At 66.4% G+C, this 20,584-nt stretch carries 19 protein-coding genes; 10 read left to right on the forward strand and 9 right to left on the reverse strand.

Annotated elements, in window-relative coordinates:
• The first annotated feature begins 161 nt into the window (after positions 1-161).
• Positions 162-1,628, forward strand: coding sequence for a CCA tRNA nucleotidyltransferase (locus OG819_RS13365; protein WP_266649536.1), 1,467 nt, complete (start codon positions 162-164; stop codon positions 1,626-1,628).
• 125 nt (positions 1,629-1,753) lie between these two features.
• Here OG819_RS13365 and OG819_RS13370 read toward each other — a convergent pair whose 3' ends face one another.
• From OG819_RS13370 to OG819_RS13385, 4 genes are all read right to left on the reverse strand, one after another.
• Entirely contained in the window at positions 1,754-2,248 is a 495-nt protein-coding gene (locus OG819_RS13370; protein WP_266649538.1) for a hypothetical protein, read from the reverse strand.
• Positions 2,249-2,360: 112 nt separating this feature from the next.
• Positions 2,361-3,623, reverse strand: a complete 1,263-nt coding sequence (locus tag OG819_RS13375; RefSeq protein ID WP_266649539.1) for an MFS transporter — start codon at positions 3,621-3,623, stop codon at positions 2,361-2,363.
• 124 nt (positions 3,624-3,747) lie between these two features.
• Positions 3,748-4,830 (reverse strand): inositol-3-phosphate synthase, encoded by a 1,083-nt coding sequence (locus tag OG819_RS13380; RefSeq protein ID WP_266649541.1) that lies wholly within the window; start codon positions 4,828-4,830, stop codon positions 3,748-3,750.
• A gap of 44 nt (positions 4,831-4,874) precedes the next feature.
• Positions 4,875-5,606, reverse strand: a complete 732-nt coding sequence (locus tag OG819_RS13385) for a PadR family transcriptional regulator (protein ID WP_266432674.1) — start codon at positions 5,604-5,606, stop codon at positions 4,875-4,877.
• Between the two features lie 375 nt (positions 5,607-5,981).
• Here OG819_RS13385 and OG819_RS13390 point away from each other — a divergent pair, with 375 nt between their 5' ends.
• The gene (locus OG819_RS13390) at positions 5,982-8,606 is read left to right on the forward strand and encodes a transglycosylase domain-containing protein (protein ID WP_266649543.1); all 2,625 of its coding nucleotides are present in this window, start codon (positions 5,982-5,984) and stop codon (positions 8,604-8,606) included.
• 94 nt (positions 8,607-8,700) lie between these two features.
• Here OG819_RS13390 and OG819_RS13395 read toward each other — a convergent pair whose 3' ends face one another.
• Positions 8,701-9,216 carry a DUF2690 domain-containing protein gene (locus tag OG819_RS13395; RefSeq protein ID WP_323139341.1) on the reverse strand — a complete coding sequence of 172 codons (516 nt, stop codon included), beginning with the start codon at positions 9,214-9,216 and terminating at the stop codon, positions 8,701-8,703.
• Positions 9,217-9,306: 90 nt separating this feature from the next.
• On the opposite strand from OG819_RS13395, the gene OG819_RS13400 reads away from it, so the two are divergent.
• The 3 genes from OG819_RS13400 (at position 9,307) to OG819_RS13410 (ending at position 12,191) form a co-directional block, all read left to right on the forward strand.
• Positions 9,307-9,591: a hypothetical protein gene (locus OG819_RS13400; protein WP_266626407.1), complete on the forward strand. Its 285-nt coding sequence runs from the start codon at positions 9,307-9,309 to the stop codon at positions 9,589-9,591.
• A 28-nt stretch (positions 9,592-9,619) separates the two neighbouring features.
• The gene (locus OG819_RS13405; protein ID WP_266626405.1) at positions 9,620-10,039 is read left to right on the forward strand and encodes a hypothetical protein; all 420 of its coding nucleotides are present in this window, start codon (positions 9,620-9,622) and stop codon (positions 10,037-10,039) included.
• A gap of 643 nt (positions 10,040-10,682) precedes the next feature.
• Positions 10,683-12,191 carry a glycosyltransferase 87 family protein gene (locus tag OG819_RS13410; protein ID WP_266649545.1) on the forward strand — a complete coding sequence of 503 codons (1,509 nt, stop codon included), beginning with the start codon at positions 10,683-10,685 and terminating at the stop codon, positions 12,189-12,191.
• Positions 12,192-12,299: 108 nt separating this feature from the next.
• On the opposite strand, the gene OG819_RS13415 is transcribed toward OG819_RS13410, so the two are convergent.
• The 3 genes from OG819_RS13415 to OG819_RS13425 all read right to left on the reverse strand — a co-directional run bounded on the left by OG819_RS13415 (position 12,300) and on the right by OG819_RS13425 (position 15,126).
• Positions 12,300-13,331: an alanine racemase gene (locus OG819_RS13415; protein WP_266432682.1), complete on the reverse strand. Its 1,032-nt coding sequence runs from the start codon at positions 13,329-13,331 to the stop codon at positions 12,300-12,302.
• A gap of 124 nt (positions 13,332-13,455) precedes the next feature.
• Positions 13,456-14,577, reverse strand: coding sequence for a peptidoglycan bridge formation glycyltransferase FemX (gene femX, locus OG819_RS13420; protein WP_266626386.1), 1,122 nt, complete (start codon positions 14,575-14,577; stop codon positions 13,456-13,458).
• Between the two features lie 237 nt (positions 14,578-14,814).
• Positions 14,815-15,126, reverse strand: coding sequence for a hypothetical protein (locus OG819_RS13425; protein WP_266626384.1), 312 nt, complete (start codon positions 15,124-15,126; stop codon positions 14,815-14,817).
• 301 nt (positions 15,127-15,427) lie between these two features.
• On the opposite strand from OG819_RS13425, the gene rpsF reads away from it, so the two are divergent.
• From rpsF to rplI, 4 genes are all read left to right on the forward strand, one after another.
• On the forward strand, positions 15,428-15,718 hold the full coding sequence (rpsF, locus tag OG819_RS13430) for a 30S ribosomal protein S6 (RefSeq protein ID WP_004950685.1): 291 nt from the start codon (positions 15,428-15,430) through the stop codon (positions 15,716-15,718).
• Between the two features lie 77 nt (positions 15,719-15,795).
• Entirely contained in the window at positions 15,796-16,392 is a 597-nt protein-coding gene (locus OG819_RS13435) for a single-stranded DNA-binding protein (protein ID WP_266432688.1), read from the forward strand.
• Between the two features lie 57 nt (positions 16,393-16,449).
• On the forward strand, positions 16,450-16,686 hold the full coding sequence (gene rpsR, locus OG819_RS13440; RefSeq protein WP_003949403.1) for a 30S ribosomal protein S18: 237 nt from the start codon (positions 16,450-16,452) through the stop codon (positions 16,684-16,686).
• A gap of 18 nt (positions 16,687-16,704) precedes the next feature.
• Complete coding sequence (gene rplI, locus OG819_RS13445) at positions 16,705-17,151, forward strand: 50S ribosomal protein L9 (protein WP_054236454.1); 447 nt, start codon at positions 16,705-16,707, stop codon at positions 17,149-17,151.
• A 133-nt stretch (positions 17,152-17,284) separates the two neighbouring features.
• Here rplI and OG819_RS13450 read toward each other — a convergent pair whose 3' ends face one another.
• Positions 17,285-18,622: an MATE family efflux transporter gene (locus OG819_RS13450; RefSeq protein WP_266626381.1), complete on the reverse strand. Its 1,338-nt coding sequence runs from the start codon at positions 18,620-18,622 to the stop codon at positions 17,285-17,287.
• A 459-nt stretch (positions 18,623-19,081) separates the two neighbouring features.
• Here OG819_RS13450 and dnaB point away from each other — a divergent pair, with 459 nt between their 5' ends.
• A complete protein-coding gene (gene dnaB, locus OG819_RS13455; RefSeq protein WP_266583838.1) occupies positions 19,082-20,557 on the forward strand; it encodes a replicative DNA helicase in 1,476 nt (491 codons plus the stop codon).
• Positions 20,558-20,584 lie beyond the last annotated feature (27 nt).

Genomic DNA, 20,584 nt, shown 5'->3' on the forward strand with positions numbered 1-20,584 from the left:
GATGCGCGCTGAGGGTAAGTGCCGCGGACCGCTCCACAAGATCGGGAGACAGGGGCGAGTGTCCTGTATGCGTACGTATTGATCCCCCTATGGGGAGCAGACGGCTGTGCACGTTTTATGGAGGCGCCCGCGAGTGCCTCGGCCACGTACCCTTTTCTGTTGTGCCGAACGCCAACGAAGACAATCCCAGTGCCCTGAGCCAGGTGCAGCGCCGCGCGGTGAGTGAACTGCTGCGGGTGTCCCCTGTCGCCGACGACCTCGCCCGCCGTTTTCAGGAGGCGGGATTCTCGCTCGCCCTGGTCGGCGGCTCGGTCCGGGACGCGCTCCTTGGCCGGCTCGGCAACGATCTGGACTTCACGACCGACGCCCGCCCCGATGACGTACTGAAGATCGTGCGGCCCTGGGCGGACGCCGTCTGGGAGGTCGGGATCGCCTTCGGCACCGTCGGCGCGCAGAAGGACGCCCGCGTGGACGACGTACAGCAGTCCTTCCAGATCGAGATCACGACGTATCGATCCGAGGCGTACGACCGGACCTCGCGCAAGCCTGAGGTGTCCTACGGCGACTCGATCGAGGAAGACCTCGTGCGCCGTGACTTCACCGTGAACGCGATGGCCGTGGCGCTGCCGGAGAAGGAGTTCATCGATCCGTACGGCGGTCTGGACGACCTGTCCGCACGGGCCCTGCGGACCCCGGGCACGCCCGAGGAGTCCTTCTCCGACGATCCGCTGCGGATGATGCGGGCGGCTCGGTTCGCCGCGCAGCTCGACTTCGAGGTGGCCCCCGAGGTCGTCGCGGCGATGACGGACATGGCCGAGCGCATCGAGATCGTCTCGGCGGAGCGTGTGCGGGACGAGCTGAACAAGCTGATCCTTTCCGCGTACCCGCGGAAGGGCCTGACGCTGCTCGTGGACACCGGCCTCGCCGACCATGTGCTGCCGGAGCTCCCCGCGCTGCGACTGGAGCGTGACGAGCACCACCGGCACAAGGACGTCTACGACCACACGCTGATCGTCCTGGAACAGGCCATGGAGCTCGAGGAGGATGGCCCGGACCTGACGCTGCGGCTCGCCGCGCTGCTGCACGACATCGGCAAGCCGAGGACGCGGCGTTTCGAGAAGGACGGGCGGGTCTCCTTCCATCACCACGAGGTGGTGGGCGCGAAGATGACCAAGAAGCGGATGACGGCGCTCAAGTACTCCAATGACCTCGTGAAGGACGTCTCGCGTCTGGTCGAGCTTCATCTGCGTTTTCATGGATACGGCACCGGCGAGTGGACGGACTCCGCGGTCCGTCGCTATGTGCGTGACGCGGGTCCACTCCTCGACCGCCTCCATAAACTGACCCGCTCCGACTGCACTACGCGCAACAAGCGCAAGGCGACGACGCTCTCTCGCGCGTATGACGGCCTGGAGGAGCGCATCGCCGAGCTTCAGGAGCAGGAGCAGCTGGACGCTATCCGCCCCGACCTCGACGGCAACCAGATCATGGAGATCCTGGGCATCGGCCCGGGCCCGGCGATCGGCCAGGCGTACAAGTTCCTGCTGGAGCTGAGGCTGGAGAACGGCCCGATGGAGCACGACGCGGCGGTGACGGCGCTCAAGGAGTGGTGGGCCGAGCAGGGCTGAGGCTCACAGAGCGGGCCGAGTGGGGTCATGTTTCACGTGAAACGTGACCCCGGGGTCTGTGCCGGAGCATGCCAAGAGGCGGTGTTTCACGTGAAACACCGCCCCTTCGAGCATGGGTGAAGCACTTACTTGGCGGAGTACTCCGACAGGCAGAGGGTGAAGTCGTCCTTGCCGGTCTCGGTGTACTCGGCGTACTTGGTGCGGTCGCAGCCGGAGTTGTCGCTCTTCTTCTCCGCGACCTTGTACTTGGCCTTGGAGCTGGTGCAGTCCACGACCTTGAGTCCGGGATCCGTGGAACTGTTCGGGTTGCTGATACTCATGCAGTCGCCGACCTTGGCGGTGTCGGGGTCGTGGCGGCTCGATATGTAGCCGACGAGGGCAGCTATGAGTGCTCCAGCCACGACGACGATGCGCAGGTACCACTTGATGCCGCGCTTCGGGCGCTGCGGCGCGATCGGAGCGTAGGGAACCGTCCCCTGTTGCGGGAAGCCGGGCTGGCCGGGCTGCTGCGGATAACCCTGCGGCGGTGGTCCGTACGGAGCCTGGTCCTGGGGCGGCTGCCCGTAGGGCTGCTGGCCCTGAGCGAACGGGTTCTGGCCCTGGGGCGGCGGAGTGGTCACTTAGGGGTCCCCCTAGAACGTGAGCGCGTGGCGCGAATAAGACGCACGTAAGTTATCGAGACCCACTGACAACGCAGTAGCCCAGAGAGGCTCTGTGGCACTGATGTGACACTTACTGCAGACCAAAGCGGGCCATAGCAACAGCAATTGCTGCGTAGACCGTGGCCAACGTGACGACGAGGGCAGCTGAGCGGCCGTCAGGAGGCAGCATCAGGGCGGCTACCGCGGCCGCACCGACGAACGCGACGTTGAACAGGACGTCGTAAACGGAGAAGATCCGGCCGCGGTACCCGTCGTCGACCGAGGACTGCACGATCGTGTCGGTGGCGATCTTCGCGCCCTGTGTGGTCAGGCCGAGAACGAAGGCGGCGGCCAGCATGGGCGCCGCGTCGAAGGGCAGGCCGAGCGCGGGTTCCAGGACCGCTGCCGCGGCCGCGCACGCGACGATCCAGCCGCCGGGGCCCAGTCGTCCCACCGCCCAGGGCGTCACCACGGCCGCGACGAAGAAGCCCGCCCCGGAGATGCCCACGGCCAGGCCCAGCAGGGCGAGCCCGCCGTCGGAGCCGGACGACCAGGCGTACCGGCACAGCATCAGCACCATGACGGTCAGGGCGCCGTAGCAGAAGCGCATCAGGGTCATCGACAGGAGCGCCCAGGCTGCCTCCCGCCGTGCGGGTTCGGCGAGATGGCGCACGCCGGCCACGAGACCGCGCGCGGTGCCGGTGAGCGCCCTACGCAAGCTCGGCTGCACCAACTCCGGGTCGGGGCCGAGCAGTTCCGGTGCCATACGCAGGGAGGCGAGCGCCGCGCACAGGTAGAGGGCCGCACCGAGGAGGACGACCGCCGCGTCGGAGTCCGAGGCGACCAGCCGTACGACGAACGCGAGACCGCCGCCCGCGGTCGCGGCGAGTGTTCCGGCGGTGGGCGACAGGGCGTTGGCCATGACCAGCCGGTCGGGGTCGACGACGCGGGGCAGAGCGGCGGAGAGGCCCGCCAGGACGAACCGGTTGACCGCGGTGACACACAGCGCGGAGGCGTAGAAGAGCCAGTCGGGGACATGGCTCAGCATCAGTGCGGCCGTCACGCAGGCCAGCGCGTTCCGCAGCAGATTGCCGTACAGGAGGACCTGGCGGCGCCGCCAGCGGTCCAGCAGGACACCGGCGAAGGGGCCGACGAGGGAGTACGGGAGGAGCAGTACCGCCATCGCGGAGGCGATCGAGGCCGCGGAGGTCTGCTTCTCCGGTGAGAAGACCACGTACGTGGCGAGCGCGACCTGGTAGACGCCGTCGGCGCCCTGCGACAGCAACCGGACACCGAGCAGGCGTCTGAAGCCCTGGAAGCGCAGGAGGACGCGCAGGTCACGCACGACAGCCATGGAGCACAGCCTCACATACGAGGAGGGTCCCCGGGTCAAAGACCCAGGGACCCTCGACGGGCAGGAGCGAAGGGCTCCTCGGCGCTCCGCGCCGTGTCTCGCCGGCGCTCGGAGGCCTGTCTTGCTAGCGCTCGACCTCGCCCTTGATGAACTTCTCGACGTTGGCGAAGGCCTCGTCGTCGAAGTACTGGACCGGCGGGGACTTCATGAAGTACGAGGACGCCGACAGGATCGGACCACCGATGCCGCGGTCCTTGGCGATCTTCGCGGCGCGCAGGGCGTCGATGATGACACCCGCGGAGTTCGGGGAGTCCCAGACCTCGAGCTTGTACTCCAGGTTCAGCGGGACGTCACCGAAGGCGCGGCCCTCGAGGCGGACGTACGCCCACTTGCGGTCGTCGAGCCACTGCACGTAGTCCGAGGGACCGATGTGGACGTTCTTCTCGCCCAGGTCGCGGTCGGGGATCTGCGAGGTGACGGCCTGCGTCTTCGAGATCTTCTTGGACTCGAGGCGGTCGCGCTCCAGCATGTTCTTGAAGTCCATGTTGCCGCCCACGTTGAGCTGCATGGTGCGCTCGAGACGGACACCGCGGTCCTCGAACAGCTTCGCCATCACACGGTGCGTGATGGTGGCGCCGACCTGCGACTTGATGTCGTCGCCGACGATCGGGACGCCCGCCTCGGTGAACTTGTCCGCCCACTCCTTGGTGCCGGCGATGAAGACCGGAAGAGCGTTGACGAAGGCGACCTTGGCGTCGATGGCGCACTGGGCGTAGAACTTCGCCGCGTCCTCGGAACCGACGGGCAGGTAGCAGATGAGGACGTCGACCTGCTGGTCCTTGAGGACCTGGACCACGTCGACCGGGGTCTCGGCGGACTCCTCGATCGTCATGCGGTAGTACTTGCCCAGACCGTCGAGCGTGTGGCCACGCTGGACCGTGACGCCCTTGTTCGGGACGTCGCAGATCTTGATGGTGTTGTTCTCGCTGGCACCGATGGCGTCGGAGAGGTCGAGGCCGACCTTCTTCGCGTCGACGTCGAAGGCGGCGACGAACTCGACGTCACCGACGTGGTAGTCGCCGAACTGGACGTGCATCAGACCCGGGACCTTGGCCGCCGGATCGGCGTCCTTGTAGTACTCGACGCCCTGCACCAGCGAGGCGGCGCAGTTGCCCACGCCGACGATGGCTACGCGAACCGAACCCATTCCGGTTGCTCCCTGTGTGTACGAGGTGAAGCCCCGACTGGACCTCACGTGGTGGTGTCGTCGGACGGATCCGGCCGGGACTGGTCCCGGTGCCGGGGCAGGCCGCCCGTCTCTCCAGATGTGCTGTTCTGCTGAGCGGAGCCTTCGGAGGCGCCCAGGGAGCTGCCTTCGGAGACGCCTTGGGGGGCGCCTTCGGAGGCGGAACCCTTGACGTCCCGTCCCACCCGCTCGCTCTCGATGAGCTCGTTCAGCCAGCGCACTTCGCGCTCCACGGACTCCATTCCGTGGCGCTGGAGCTCAAGGGTGTAGTCGTCGAGGCGCTCCCTGGTGCGTGCCAGAGACGCACGCATCTTCTCCAGGCGCTCCTCGAGACGACTGCGGCGGCCCTCCAGTACGCGCATGCGCACGTCGCGTGACGTCTGCCCGAAGAACGCGAAACGAGCCGCGAAGTGCTCGTCCTCGTACGCGTCGGGCCCCGTCTGTGAGAGCAGCTCCTCGAAGTGTTCTTTACCTTCCGCCGTCAATCGATAGACGATCTTGGCGCGACGCCCCGCGAGTGGCGCGGCGAGGGCGTCCTCGGTGGTGTTCCCCGATTCCTCGATCAACCAGCCGCTCGCGACCAGCGTCTTGAGGCAGGGGTAGAGCGTCCCGTAGCTGAACGCACGGAACACACCCAGTGACGTATTGAGTCGTTTGCGCAGCTCATAGCCGTGCATCGGGGACTCGCGGAGCAGACCGAGGACGGCGAACTCGAGGATCCCGGAACGCCGGCTCATGTCGCCTCCTCACTGCCGCGGCCTCCTCGGCACGTCCTTTATGCCGAGCTGATGTATCGACTCGATACATCAGCACGATAGATCGGCCGTCCGTCTGCGACAAGAGGGGCCATGGTGAACGGCGTCACATCACTGATTGATACGAAGCAACTTGCCTGATTTGGGGTGAACTTCGGAGATAGGGGTGTTTTGACGGTGCGTAGTCTGTGCGCCATGCAAAACGACCGGGAACCGAGTGACGCCTGAGGACGTCCTCGTCCCTGGTGCAGTACGGGTGAATGTGCGAACGACCGCATCCGTACTTCGGGGGGACCGGAAACCAGCTGCCGTTTCCAGGCGTGCCAGGGGTGCGCCTGCCCGAGGAGTAATCGTTCGATGAGCGAGCACCGTCGCAAACCGTCGCAGCCAGAGGGCGGCGGACGTGCCGCGGCCCGGCGCGGCCAGACCGGCCCGTCCTCCGGCCGCCGTGCGGCACCGCGAGGCGCCACCGGGTCCCCTTCCGACTCCTATGAGTCGGGGGGTGAAGAGGAGCGCCCGTACAGCGGCCGCGCCGAGGCCCGGCGCGCAGCCCAGAAAAGCAGCAGTGGAGGCGGTCGGCGCAGAGGTGCCGACGCCACGGGGCCCGGCGGCCGCCGCGGCGGCCCCGGGGGTCCTGACGGGCCCGGACGCGGGAGGCCCTCCGGCCCTGTAAAGAAGCGTTTCATCGACTACCCGCGTGCGGGTAAGTCGGGGGCTGGGCGGTGGATGCCCTCCTGGAAGCTGGTGACGGGTACGTTCCTCGCCTTCTGCGGGGGGCTGCTGGTCGCGGCAGGCATCGGGTACGCCATGGTGGGCGTCCCGAACCCGAACGACACCGCCCTGGCTCAGAACAACGTCTTCTACTGGTCCGACGGGACGCAGATGGCAGCCACCGGCGGCCAGACGAACCGGCAGATCGTGGGGCCGGAGGAGATCCCGAAGGACATGAAGAACGCGGTGGTCTCCGCCGAGAACGCGACCTTCTACAAGGACCGCGGCGTCGATCCGAAGGGCATCGCGCGCGCCTTCGTCAACATGGCTCGGGGCGGCGAGACGCAGGGTGGCTCGACCATCACTCAGCAGTACGTGAAGAACACGTACCTGAGCCAGGACCAGACGGTCTCCCGCAAGTTCAAAGAGCTGTTCATCTCCATCAAGGTGAACTCGAAGCTGAGCAAGGACCAGATCCTCGCGGGCTACCTGAACACCGCGTTCTACGGGCGCAACGCCTACGGGATCCAGGCGGCGGCCCAGGCCTACTTCGGTGTGAACGCCAGCAAGCTCGACACCGAGCAGTGCGTCTTCCTCGCGTCCGTCCTCAAGGGCCCGAACCTGTTCAACCCCGACGGGGGTGTCGGGGCGCTGGCCGATCGCGACTCCAACACCAAGCGGGTCAAGGACCGGTGGAAGTGGATCCTGGACCGTGAGGTCACGGTCGGGAACATGACCCAGGCCGATCGGGACAAGATCACCACATTCCCCAAGCTCAAGACGGTGGCCTCGACCCTGTCCGGCCAGACCGGCTACCTCGTCGACATCGCCAAGGAGTACGTCGCGAAGAAGGCCCACATCACGCCGGAGCAGTTGGAGAAGGGCGGCTACCGGATCTACACGACCTTCGACAGGACGAAGGTCACCGAGCTGGAGAAGGCCGTCAAGGCGACGAAGAAGAGCTTCCTCGACACCAAGGCGCGGCCCAAGACCGACAAGGACGTGCAGTTCGGCGCGGCGTCGGTCGACCCGAAGACCGGCGCGATCGTGGCGCTCTACGGGGGTGACGGTTTCGACAAGGGCCACTACTCCAACAACGCCAATACGACGGGTGTGCCGGTCGGATCGACCTGGAAGCCCTTCGTACTGGCTTCCGCGATGGAGTACGGGACTGTCAAGAGCGACTGGCAGCCCATCTCGCCGATGACGCGCTACAACGGTAACGACCTCCTGGTGATCAAGGGCCAGAACGGCAAGCCGATCATGGATGGCAACCAGCCGTTCCGGCAGAAGAACGAGGGCACCAAGGCCTGGGGGATGGTGACCCTCAAGAAGGCCATGGAGCAGTCGATCAACACGCCATTTGTGCAGCTCGGTATCGACACGGGGCTCGACAACACGCGCAAGGTCGCGAAGTCCGTGGGCATCCTGGAGGACAGCTTCGACAAGGGGAACTACCGCAACGCTTCCTTCTCGCTCGGTACCTCCACCCCCAGCGCGATCCGCATGGCGGACGCGTACGGCACCTTCGCCGCGTCGGGCCAGCACTTCGAGCCGTACTCGGTCTCCAAGGTGCTCAAGGACGGCAAGCCGCTCTCGCAGTTCACACCGCCCGCCAAGCAGGACGCGATGTCCGAGGACGTGGCCAACAACGTCACCGACGTCCTGCAGAACGTGGTTCAGAACGGAACCGGCACGAAGGTCGCCAACATGGGCTTCCCGGTGGCCGGCAAGACGGGTACGACCGACAAGAACAAGTCGGCGTGGTTCGTCGGCTACACCAGGGAGCTGTCCACGGCCGTCACCCTGTTCAGGTCGGACCCGAAGACGAGCAAGCTGGAGTCGATGAACGGCACCGGCGGTGTGGCGTCCGTCCACGGTGGTGACATCCCGGCCCAGGTCTGGAGGGACTACATGGCCGTGGCCCTGGAGAACTCCAAGCACGAGCCCTTCCCGAAGGCCGGGAAGGTCGGTGAGATCCTCAACCCCAGCCCGAGCCCGAGCCCGACTCCGTCGGCCTCGCCGTCGGCGTCGGCGAGCCCGACGCCGAGCGACTCGCCCAGCCCCTCCAACAGCAGCTCTCCCACGCCCTCGCCGACCGATACCTGCGGCAAATTCAGCTGGAACTGTGGGAACAACGGTGGGACGAACGCGGGGAGCACCGGCGATCCGACCGGAACCACCTCACCCACACCGACGGTGACCAGTACCAGTGGGAACACCAGAGGTAATAGCAACGGCGGCACCATCTTCGGTGGGCAGAATGGCTGAGAGATAGACGCACAGCCCGAAAATCAGGGGCCGTCAGCTGTGGCTGACGGCCCCTGCTCTGTGCGTACGGGTCAGAATGCTCTGTGCGTACGGGTCAGAATTTGCTGCTGCACTTCAGGGGGTACTCGTCCCCCTGGAAACTGACACAGACGCGGTAGTAGTACGAAGCGCCGCCCAGCATGTTGGACCAGTCACTGCCCGAGCTGGGGAACGACACCGAGAGGGACTTGAGGAGCGTTCCGGACGAGTTGTACTTCTCGATGTATCCGGTCGCGTTGTAGATGGGGTTGCTGGACTGCTGGACCACTCGTACCCAGGCGGCGCTGCAGCCTGCGGACCATCTGAGCTGGGCCACTCGACCGTTGTTGTCTATTTCGCGAGGTGTGGTGACGCCCTCCGAGTCGCAGCCGGTTGCCACGGGCCCCTTGTTGTCACACCCCGCGCCGGAACAACTCGCCGCGTAGGAGGTGCCTGCGAGAGGGATCAGGGTGAGGGCCAGTGCCGCCACTGATACCGCTGCACCTCTCGTGACCATCTTCTTCACAATTGCTCCGTCCGAATTGACCACCCGTAATCGGTGTTCCGATCGCGGGGTTTGTGCCGAGAGCATTCTCTCAATTCGACTCACCGTATTCCAGCGGATTCCGATGGAAAGAGGAACCCTGGCGTAACTGCGTCGTTCCGCCTTACGGTCCGGCAGATGCTGCCGACGCTCGGCCCGTCCCTGCGACGGCGCATCGCCGGTTTACTTGCTTGCACCGAGACGGCACGTGGCGCCGACCGTATCGGGCTGTGCTGGACGAATCGGCGCCACAGTGCAGTGGACTCGGCGATCGCCGACGCGGCAAAGGCCGCAGCCTGGGATTTCTTTCCAGTCAATCTGGCCGGATTGTGCGCCCGCTATGGAGTGCTTGTGCAGATTATTGATCTTGCGTATGCCGTTCATGACAATCTACGATTTGCGTCAAAGCAGCGTTCTCTGTGATTCATGACGCACTCCGCGGAAGGCGACGATGAAGAAGAAGATGAAGTTCGGTCTGCTCGCTACCAGTTCACTATTCTTTCTGGGCATGGCCACCGTCCCAGCGCAGGCTGCCGATCACTATGCATCCTGTTTCACCACCGGCGCCAGCGGATCTGTCGCCATCAATGGATGGAACGCCGGCGGCAAGAACATGCCGGACGTCGTCCTCAAGGTTTATGACGAGCTGTCCGATGGACGCCACGTAAGAATCAGACTCATCGTGAGCTACATGGCAGGCGGCACGACATATTTCCCGTGGCATGCCGACTACGACGGATATGGAACTTACAAGGAGTGGGACACGAGCGTCACGGGAGGCGCACAAATAGGCAACGCCGCAGTTCAGGTTGCCAGGTACGAGGGAGATGATCAATTGAACTACTGCACGGAATGGGTCTACACCAGCTGACGGTGAACTGAGCCGCCGGCGCCGGCTCAGTAATTCCGGCAAGCGCTGCTCTTCCTCCAGCTCGCCGCATTCATCGCCCTGCAGGCCGGGATTCCTGTCGCACGTTGGAACGGCTTTACCCCGGATTCCTGGTCGAAGACGACTCTGAAGACGACTCTGCCGTCCTGGTGCTCGACCAGAGTCAGATCATTGAGTGTCGCTCTGCGGAAAGAGAAGAGCTACGGTATGGAGGTTCGCCCCGCTGGTGAGCGCCTTTGAGGTGTGCCTCGGCGAATTGCTGGCCAATATGTTGCGGTACTGCCGCGATTAGTGTCGCCCCGCCGCACCATGGCCTCACCGAGGGCGGGGCCTGCGCGAGCGCGGATGCGGACGTTGTCCGTCCGGTTTTTGAGTCCGCCCTGCAACGCCGGAGCGACCGCACTGCCGTCAGCGGGAGCGCGGCTTGCCCCGTGCTCGACGACGAGAGCCCTGACACGGCCAGTGGCCCCCGCAGGGCTCAGCACGTGTGCCGAAGCTGTGCGGCCCCCCGTAGCCCTTCCAGGCCTCCCACGAGGCCGTGACAGCCGAGTTGTCGGCGCACGAGCCCCCAATTCACACCTCGCCCCGGCACCCGTTCTCAGACGCGTACGGCAGGATGTGCGCCATGCCCAGTGCAGAGACGACGCGAACGAGCGTGCGCGAGCCGGAGCCGGTGCGGCCGACCAAAGAGGACGAGGTCGCCGCGGCCGGAAGTGAGCTGATCGGCGGCCCCATCGGACGGAGAGCGCTGCTGGGGGCGTCCTGGTGGACCCCGGTACGGGTGATCGCGCTCGTCGCGATCGGCATGTTCGCCCTCGGCATGGTGCAGAAACTGCCCTGCTACGACAGCGGCTGGTTCTTCGGGGCCAGCACGCAGTACACGCACGCGTGCTACTCGGACATCCCGCACCTCTACCAGGGACGCGGTTTCGCCGACGGGCTCGTGCCGTACTTCGACAAGCTCCCCGGCGACATGGACTACCTCGAGTACCCGGTCCTGACCGGTCTGTTCATGGAGGTCGCGGCCTGGCTCACCCCGGGCGGCGGCAGCATCCAGCACCAGGAGCAGATCTATTGGATGGTCAACGCCGGGATGCTCATGGTGTGCGCGGCGGTCATCGCCGTATGCACCGCGCGCACCCACCGCCGGCGCCCCTGGGACGGCCTCCTGGTCGCCTTCGCGCCCGCTTTCGCGCTCACGGCCACCATCAACTGGGACCTCCTCGCGGTGGCCCTGCTGGCCGCCGCGATGCTCATGTGGTCGCGAGGTCGCTCCCTCGCCTTCGGCATCCTGCTCGGGCTCGCCACGGCTGCCAAGTTCTACCCGTTCCTGCTCATGGGACCGCTGCTCGTGCTGTGCTGGCGGGCGGGCAAGTGGCGGGAGTTCGGGAACGCGCTCATGGGCGCGGTCGGAGCCTGGCTCGTGGTGAACCTTCCGGTGATGTACCTCGCGCCGGAAGGCTGGGCGAAGTTCTACAGCTTCAGCCAGACCAGGGGGATCGACTTCGGTTCGGTCTTCCTGTTCGTCTCCACGTGGTGGAAGATCCCGATCAGCTATCAGACGGCGAACGCGTGGGCGCTGGTCATGATGGTGCTCGTCTGCGTGGCCATGGCCACGCTCGCGCTCACCGCCCCGCGCCGCCCCCGCTTCGCCCAGCTGGCCTTCCTGATCGTCGCGGCGTTCATCCTCACCAACAAGGTCTACTCGCCCCAGTACGTGCTGTGGCTGATCCCCCTGGCCGCGCTGGCCCGGCCGAAGTGGCGGGACTTCCTGATCTGGCAGGCGTGCGAGGTCGCGTACTTCCTGGGGATCTGGTTGTACCTCGCGTACACGACCAGCGGGGACGCCCACAAGGGCCTCTCCTCCCACGGGTACCAGTTCGCGATCGCCGCCCACCTCCTGGGCACGCTGTACCTGTGCGCCGTGGTCGTACGCGACATCCTCATGCCGGAGCAGGACGTCGTGCGCAGGGCGGGCGAGGACGATCCCTCGGGAGGCGTCCTGGACGGCGCCGAGGACGTCTTCGTACTCGGCGCGGCGGCCCATCCACCACGGCACGCGGCGCACTTCGACGGGCCTCAGGTGGAATGGGGAAACGGCGGGGGACCGGCCCCGGAAGACAGTTCGCTCTGAGCGAACAGGGCTCGGACCTGTCTCCGAGAGGCAACGCGAAAGGCCGTACACGGTATCTGTGTACGGCCTTTCGGCTGTGCTCCAAGGGGCAGTGATCGTGTTCCGGGATCAGCGCTCCACGATGCGGTCGAACTGGGTGGTGGTGTGCCGCAGATGGGCCACCAGTTCGTCGCCGACCTTCGGCTCCGTGGCGTCCGACGGCACGAAGAGGATCGACACCTGCATGTGCGGCGGCTCGGCGAACCAGCGCTGCTTGCCCGCCCAGACGAACGGAGAAAGGTTCCGGTTGACCGTCGCCAGGCCGGCCCGGGCGACGCCCTTGGCGCGCGGCATGACGCCGTGCAGCGCCTTCGGGGCTTCCAGGCCCACTCCGTGCGACGTACCGCCCGCCACGACGACCAGCCAGCCGTCGGAGGCCGTCTTCTGCTGGCGGTAGCCGAAGCGGTCCCCCTTGGACACGCGGGTCACGTCCAGGACGGCTCCGCGGTACTCGGTCGCGTCGTGGTCCCCCAGCCACAGCCGGGTGCCGATGCGGGCACGGAAGCGGGTCTGCGGGAACTGCTGCTGCAGCCGCGCGAGTTCCTGGGCCTTGAGGTGGCTGACGAACATCGTGTGCAACGGCAGACGGGCCGCGCGCAGACGGTCCATCCAGCCGATGACCTCCTCGACGGCGTCCGAGCCGTCGGTGCGGTCCAGCGGCAGGTGGATGGCGAAGCCCTCCAGCCGGACGTTCTCGATGGCTTGGTGCAGATGCGGCAGATCCTGCTCGCTGACACCGTGCCGCTTCATCGAGGACATCACTTCGATGACGACACGGGCGCCCACGAGGCCGTACACGCCGTCGATGGACGACACCGAGCGGATGACACGGTCGGGCAGCGGTACGGGCTCCTCGCCCCGCCTGAACGGCGTCAGGACCAGTAGATCGCCGCCGAACCAGTCCTTGATCCGGGCGGCTTCATACGTGGTGCCGACGGCCAGGATGTCCGAGCCGAGGCGGGTGGCCTCGTCGGCGAGCCGCTCGTGGCCGAAGCCGTAGCCGTTGCCCTTGCAGACGGGGACGAGCCCCGGAAACTGCTCGGACACCTGCTTGTGGTGTGCCCGCCAGCGCGCGGTGTCGACGTAGAGCGTGAGCGCCATGGCCGGTCCCGGAACCTTTCTCGTGGCTGCGGTGAATCAGAGGTAGGGAAATTGTGGCGGATCCGCCGGACCGACGGGGCGACGCCAGGCCGGATGGGCGGCTCGGCATGCGCTCCGGGCTGGCTCAGCGGCGCGACATGTAGATGTCGAGCGCCTTGTGCAGCAGCTTGTTGAGCGGGAAGTCCCACTCGCCGAGGTACTCGGCGGCCTGGCCTCCCGTGCCCACCTTGAACTGGATCAGACCGAAGAGGTGGTCCGTCTCGTCCAGCGAGTCGGAGATGCCGCGCAGGTCGTAGACGGTCGCACCCAGCGCGTACGAGTCGCGCAGCATCCGCCACTGCATCGCGTTCGAGGGCCGGAACTCACGCCCGATGTTGTCCGATGCGCCGTACGAGTACCAGACGTGCCCGCCGACGACCAGCATCGTCGCCGCGGACAGGTTCACGCCGCCGCGCCGGGCGAAGTAGAGCCGCATCCGGTTGGGGTCCTCGGTGTTGAGGGCCGACCACATGCGCTGGAAGTACGACAGCGGGCGCGGCCGGAAGTGGTCGCGGATCGCCGTGATCTCGTACAGCCGCTGCCACTCCTCGAGATCGTGGTAGCCGCCCTGGACGACCTCGACGCCCTCCTTCTCGGCCTTCTTGATGTTGCGCCGCCACAGCTGGTTGAAGTTCTTGTGGACCTCTTCCAGGGAGCGGTTGGCCAGCGGCACCTGGAAGACGTAGCGGGGCTGTACGTCGCCGAAGCCGGCCCCTCCGTCCTCACCCTGCTGCCAGCCCATGCGGCGCAGCTTGTCGGCGACCTCGAAGGCGCGCGGCTCGATGAAGTCCGCCTCGATGTCACGCAGGCGCTTCACGTCCGGGTTCTGGATGCCGCCCTTGATGGACGTGGCCTCCCAGCGCCGGATGATCACCGGCGGGCCCATCTTCACGGAGAAGGCGCCCTGCTGCTTGAGGTGCGCGAGCATCGGCTGCAGCCACTCGTCGAGGTTGGGCGCGTACCAGTTGATGACCGGGCCCTCGGGGAGGTACGCCAGATAGCGCTTGATCTTGGGCAGCTGGCGGTACAGCACCAGCCCGGCGCCCACCATCTCGCCGGTCCGCGCGTCGAACCAGCCGAGGCTCTCGGAGCGCCACTCCGCCTTGACATCAGCCCATGCCGGGACCTGCATGTGGCTCGCCGCGGGCAGGCTCTGGATGTAGGCCAGATGCTGCTCTCGGCTGATGGTCCTCAGGGTCAGGCTCATTCGGGGCGCTCCTCGGGCTGGTGTGTCCCCATGGGTACAGGGGCTCCGGCTCTCGCGCCGAAGCCTACTGCGCCCTGGGAGCGCCCCGACTGGCCGTACGGAACCCACGTCCCGACCGGAGCGTGGTCGGGACGTTCTGAGGTGATGTGTCCGGCTGCGACGGCAGGAAGTGATGTCTCCTGCCGCCCGGGCCGGATGGTGTCCGGCTGCCCGGCCCGCGGAACGGGCTCGGCTGTCTCAGCCGATGATTCCGCCGAAGAGGCCGCCGTGCGCCATGCCGAGGAAGAAGCCGACGGCCGAGGCACCGAGACCCAGGACCAGTCCGAAGCGCTCCCGGGTCGTCTCCGAGATGAACTGCCCGGAGGCGCCGGTGACGATCCCGATCAGGCCTGCCCACGAGCTGACCAGATGCAGGCTGTTGAAGGCCGCGGTGACGAGGGCCGTGACTCCGAGCACCAGAGTCACCGCGAGCAGCGTGTCTTGGAGGGGGTGGGGTTTGTCGTCCGTCGCGAACAGAGAGCCGGCAACGGTGGGTCGCGTCTGTGCCATAGGGCACCTCCTGCGGAAGGCGGCGCATCGTAGCGCCATACACACCCGATGTGTACAGATTGACGGTGACCCCGGCCGGATTTCAACCGGAAGCGGGTGTGCAGGTACTCTGTACCCTCTGCACCGGTGTCTGCCCAGGCCTAGGCCAGGTCACGACAGGTATTCCCCTTCGGTTCACCGATCACTCGGTACATCGAACGGAGCCCCCTTGTCAGTGGCGGCGGATACCGTTGCGAACGCATCACAACCCTCCTGCCACGGAACCGCCGTGGCCGTTGAGTCCAAAGGAGGTGGGTTTCACATGCGTCACTACGAGGTGATGGTCATCCTCGACCCCGATCTCGAGGAGCGAGCTGTCTCCCCGCTGATCGAGAACTTCCTCTCCGTCGTCCGTGAGGGCAACGGAAAGGTCGAGAAGGTCGACACCTGGGGCCGTCGTCGTCTCGCGTACGAGATCAAGAAGAAGCCCGAGGGCATCTACTCGGTCATCGACCTGCAGGCCGAGCCTGCGGTCGTCAAGGAGCTCGACCGCCAGATGAACCTGAACGAGTCGGTCCTCCGGACCAAGGTCCTCCGTCCCGAGACCCACTGAGCTCTGCAGCTCAGCTGATCTCGGGCATCGAGTAGCAGCACTAGCAGCCAGCAGCAAACCCGCCGAGAGGTTCCCCCATGGCAGGCGAGACCGTCATCACGGTCGTCGGCAATCTTGTCGACGACCCCGAGCTGCGCTTCACCCCTTCCGGTGCGGCGGTCGCGAAGTTCCGTGTCGCGTCCACCCCCCGCACCTTCGACCGTCAGACCAATGAGTGGAAGGACGGCGAGAGCCTGTTCCTGACCTGCTCGGTCTGGCGTCAGGCGGCGGAGAACGTCGCCGAGTCGCTCCAGCGAGGCATGCGCGTCATCGTGCAGGGCCGGCTGAAGCAGCGGTCCTACGAGGACCGTGAGGGCGTCAAGCGCACGGTCTACGAGCTGGACGTCGAGGAAGTCGGCGCCAGCCTGAAGAACGCCACGGCCAAGGTCACCAAGACCACCGGTCGAGGCGGCCAGGGCGGTTACGGCGGCGGTGGCGGCGGCCAGCAGGGCGGCGGCTGGGGCGGAGGCTCCGGCGGCGGCCAGCAGGGCGGCGGCGGAGCTCCCGCGGAGGACCCCTGGGCGACCAGCGCTCCTGCCGGTGGCAACCAGGGCGGCGGCGGTGGCGGCTGGGGTGGAAACTCCGGCGGCTCCGGCGGCTCTGGCGGCGGCTACTCGGACGAGCCCCCCTTCTAGGCCCCCGGGCCGAAGGTGGGTCGTACTCCCACTTCTTGATCACACAGGAGATACACCATGGCGAAGCCGCCTGTGCGCAAGCCGAAGAAGAAGGTCTGCGCTTTCTGCAAGGACAAGGTCACGTACGTGGACTACAAGGACACGAACATGCTGCGGAAGTTCATTTCCGACCGCGGCAAGATCCGTGCCCGCCGCGTGACCGGCAACTGCACGCAGCACCAGCGTGACGTCGCCACGGCCGTGAAGAACAGCCGTGAGATGGCGCTGCTGCCCTACACCTCCACCGCGCGATAAGGGAAGGGTGACCGACTAATGAAGATCATCCTCACCCACGAGGTCTCCGGCCTCGGTGCCGCGGGCGACGTCGTCGACGTCAAGGACGGTTACGCTCGCAACTACCTGATCCCGCGGAACTTTGCGATCCGCTGGACCAAGGGTGGCGAGAAGGACGTCGAGCAGATCCGTCGTGCTCGCAAGATCCACGAGATCGCGACCATCGAGCAGGCCAACGAGATCAAGGCTCGCCTCGAGGGCGTGAAGGTCCGTCTGGCCGTTCGCTCCGGCGACGCCGGTCGTCTCTTCGGTTCCGTCACCCCGGCCGACATCGCTTCGGCGATCAAGGCTTCCGGTGGCCCCGAGGTCGACAAGCGCCGCATCGAGCTGGGCTCGCCGATCAAGACCCTGGGCGCCCACGAGACGTCCGTGCGTCTACACCCCGAGGTTGCCGCCAAGGTCAACATCGAGGTCGTCGCGGCCTGACCGCTGCGCTCGGCATAGCTGAGAGAAGGGCCGTACCCGTTGGGGTGCGGCCCTTCTTCGTTCGGTAGGGAGTGAGCGGCTTTTCGTTTCACGTGAAACAGGGGGTTTCACGTGAAACGGCCGGAGTGTTGGTTCAGCGTGTTGCGCCCGTGACGATCCAGCGTCCCGAGCGGGAGCGTAGCCACAGGGTCAGCATCCTCACTGCCATCATCAGCGTCATCGCTCCCCAGAGTGCGGTGAGCCCGCCCCCGAGGGTGGGGACCAGCAGCGCCACGGGAGTGAAGACCGCCAGGGTGAGCAGCATGGCCCACGCCAGGTAGGGACCGTCTCCCGCGCCCATCAGGACTCCGTCCAGGACGAAGACGACTCCGCTGATCGGTTGTGAGACGGCCACCAGAACCAGGGCGGGAAGCGCCGTGTTCTGGACGGCCGAGTCGCTGGTGAACAGGGGAAGGAAGATCGGGCGGGCGGCGAGTACCACCAGGCCGAGGATGAATCCGGAAGCGATGCCCCACTGGATCATGCGGCGGCAGGCCTCGCGAGCACCCTGAGCGTCGTTCGCGCCGAGATAGCGCCCGATGATGGCCTGTCCGGCGATGGCGATCGCGTCGAGCGCGAAGGCGAGCAGACTCCACAGCGACAGGATGATCTGGTGTGCGGCCATGTCGGCGTCCCCGAGTCGTGCGGCCACTGCCGTGGCGATCATGAGGATCGCCCTCAGCGACAGCGTACGCACGAGCAGGGGCGCACCAGCCTGAGCGCAGGCTCGTATCCCGGCGGCGTCCGGTCGTAGCGAGGCCCCGTGCTTCCGGGCTCCGCGGACGACGACGAAGAGATACACCGCGGCCATACCGAACTGGGCGATGACGGTGCCCCAGGCGGAGCCGGCAATACCCAGTCCGGCGCCGTACACAAGGCCCGCGTTGAGCGCGGCGTTGGCGACGAAGCCTCCGACGGCGACATACAGGGGGGTCTTCGTGTCCTGCAGTCCGCGCAGGACTCCGGTGGACGCGAGCACGATGAGCATCGCGGGGATGCCGAGCGAGGAGATACGCAGATAGGTCGTCGCGTACGGGGCCGCGGTGTGCGAGGCGCCGAAAAGCTCCACCAGGGCGGGCGCCGCGGGCAGGACGGCGGCTATGACGGCTGCGCCGAGCAGCAGCGCGAGCCAGATGCCGTCCATGCCCTGCCGTATCGCCGCCCGTAGATCACCGGCGCCGACCCGACGGGCGACGGCCGCGGTGGTGGCGTAGGCGAGGAAGACGAAGACGCTGACGGCGGTCGTGAGAAGGGCGGAAGCGACACCGAGGCCGGCCAGTTGCGCGGTCCCGAGGTGTCCGACGATGGCGCTGTCGGCCATCACGAAGAGGGGCTCTGCGACGAGTGCGCCGAAGGCCGGAACGGCCAGCGCGACGATCTCTCGGTCGTGCCGGCGTCGGGCGGCCTCGGGTGTCGGGGGAGCCTGTGTCATGGGCACCAATCTAATCTTCCACAGGTAAGAGATGCAAAGTGATAGTGACCATTACCCGAGCTGCCGTCGGGCGTGTCGTCACGCACTGTTTGCAGCGATCTTGGTCCCGCTGGGAAAGTTTTTCTTCTGCACAGCCAGTGGATGGTAAACGAGCAGGTCAGAGCGGTTTCCGTTGAGTGGTTGAGGGCTTGTTCACAGGCCTGTCCACCGGGTCGTGCACAGGTTTTGTGGAGTTCTCCACAGCATCAGGGCCGTCGTCCACATGGCCTGTGGATAACCAGATTGGCTGACGGTGCCCGCGGGCCTAACGTGGTGCGTCGCCCGCTCTCTTTTCTGCCCTCGGAAACCCCGCAAAACCGACGCGGAAGAACCGGAGTTGGGCCTCTTATTTGTCAGTGCCGTGCCGTAGAAATGAGAGGCACGGTTAGGTCCGCTCGGCGGACGGGAGGAGGTGGCTCGGTGAGTATTTCCGAGCCCTTGGACGACCCGTGGGCCGACAGCGGTCCCAGTGATCGTCTGCCCGCTTCCCGCCGAGGCCGCGAGGGTGGCCGGGGCCGCGACGAGCAGCATGACCGCGACCGGGAAAACGGGGCGTGGGAGGGCGGAGGTTCGTCCTTCGAGCGGGTACCTCCCCAGGACCTCGACGCCGAGCAGTCCGTGCTCGGTGGCATGCTCCTGTCCAAGGACGCCATCGCGGACGTCGTCGAGGTCATCAAGGGCCACGACTTCTACCGGCCCGCGCACGAGACGATCTACACCGCGATCCTCGATCTGTACGCGAAGGGCGAGCCGGCCGACCCGATCACGGTCGCCGCCGAGCTGACCAAGCGGGGTGAGATCACCAAGGTCGGTGGTGCCTCGTATCTGCACACCCTCGTTCAGACGGTTCCCACGGCGGCGAACGCCGAGTACTACGCGGAGATCGTCCATGAGCGCGCGGTCCTTCGCCGCCTGGTCGAGGCCGGCACACGCATCACACAGATGGGATACGCGGCCGACGGCGACGTCGACGAGATCGTCAACACCGCCCAGGCCGAGATCTACGCGGTCACCGAGCAGCGCACCACCGAGGACTACCTGCCGCTCGGCGACATCATGGAGGGCGCACTCGACGAGATCGAGGCGATCGGTTCACGGTCGGGGGAGATGACCGGCGTGCCGACCGGCTTCACCGACCTCGACTCGCTCACGAACGGTCTGCACCCGGGCCAGATGATCATCATCGCGGCTCGACCTGCCATGGGTAAGTCGACGCTGGCACTGGACTTCGCACGGGCCTGTTCGATCAAGCACAACATGCCGAGCGTGATCTTCTCGCTCGAAATGGGGCGCAACGAGATCGCGATGCGCCTGCTGTCCGCCGAAGCGCGCGTGGCCCTGCACCACATGCGATCCGGCACGATGACCGACGAGGACTGGACGCGTCTCGCCCGCCGGATGCCGGACGTCTCGGCCGCGCCGCTCTACATCGACGACTCCCCGAACCTGTCCATGATGGAGATCCGCGCCAAGTGCCGGCGCCTCAAGCAGCGTGCCGATCTGAAGCTCGTCGTCATCGACTATCTCCAGCTGATGCAGTCGGGCGGCAAGCGGTCCGAGAGCCGACAGCAGGAGGTCTCCGACATGTCGCGAAACCTGAAGCTGCTGGCCAAGGAGCTGGAGCTGCCGGTGATCGCGCTGTCGCAGCTCAACCGTGGTCCCGAACAACGCACGGACAAGAAGCCCATGGTCTCCGACCTGCGTGAATCCGGATCGATCGAGCAGGACGCGGACATGGTGATCCTGCTGCACCGCGAGGACGCCTACGAGAAGGAGTCTCCGCGCGCGGGCGAGGCGGACATCATCGTCGGCAAGCACCGTAACGGCCCGACGGCCACGATCACGGTGGCCTTCCAGGGCCACTACTCGCGCTTCGTGGACATGGCACAGACCTGATCCATCGCTTGTAGCGGCCGCTTTCTG

Origin of the sequence: Streptomyces sp. NBC_01549 (assembly GCF_026339955.1) — a bacterium.
Classification (GTDB): domain Bacteria; phylum Actinomycetota; class Actinomycetes; order Streptomycetales; family Streptomycetaceae; genus Streptomyces.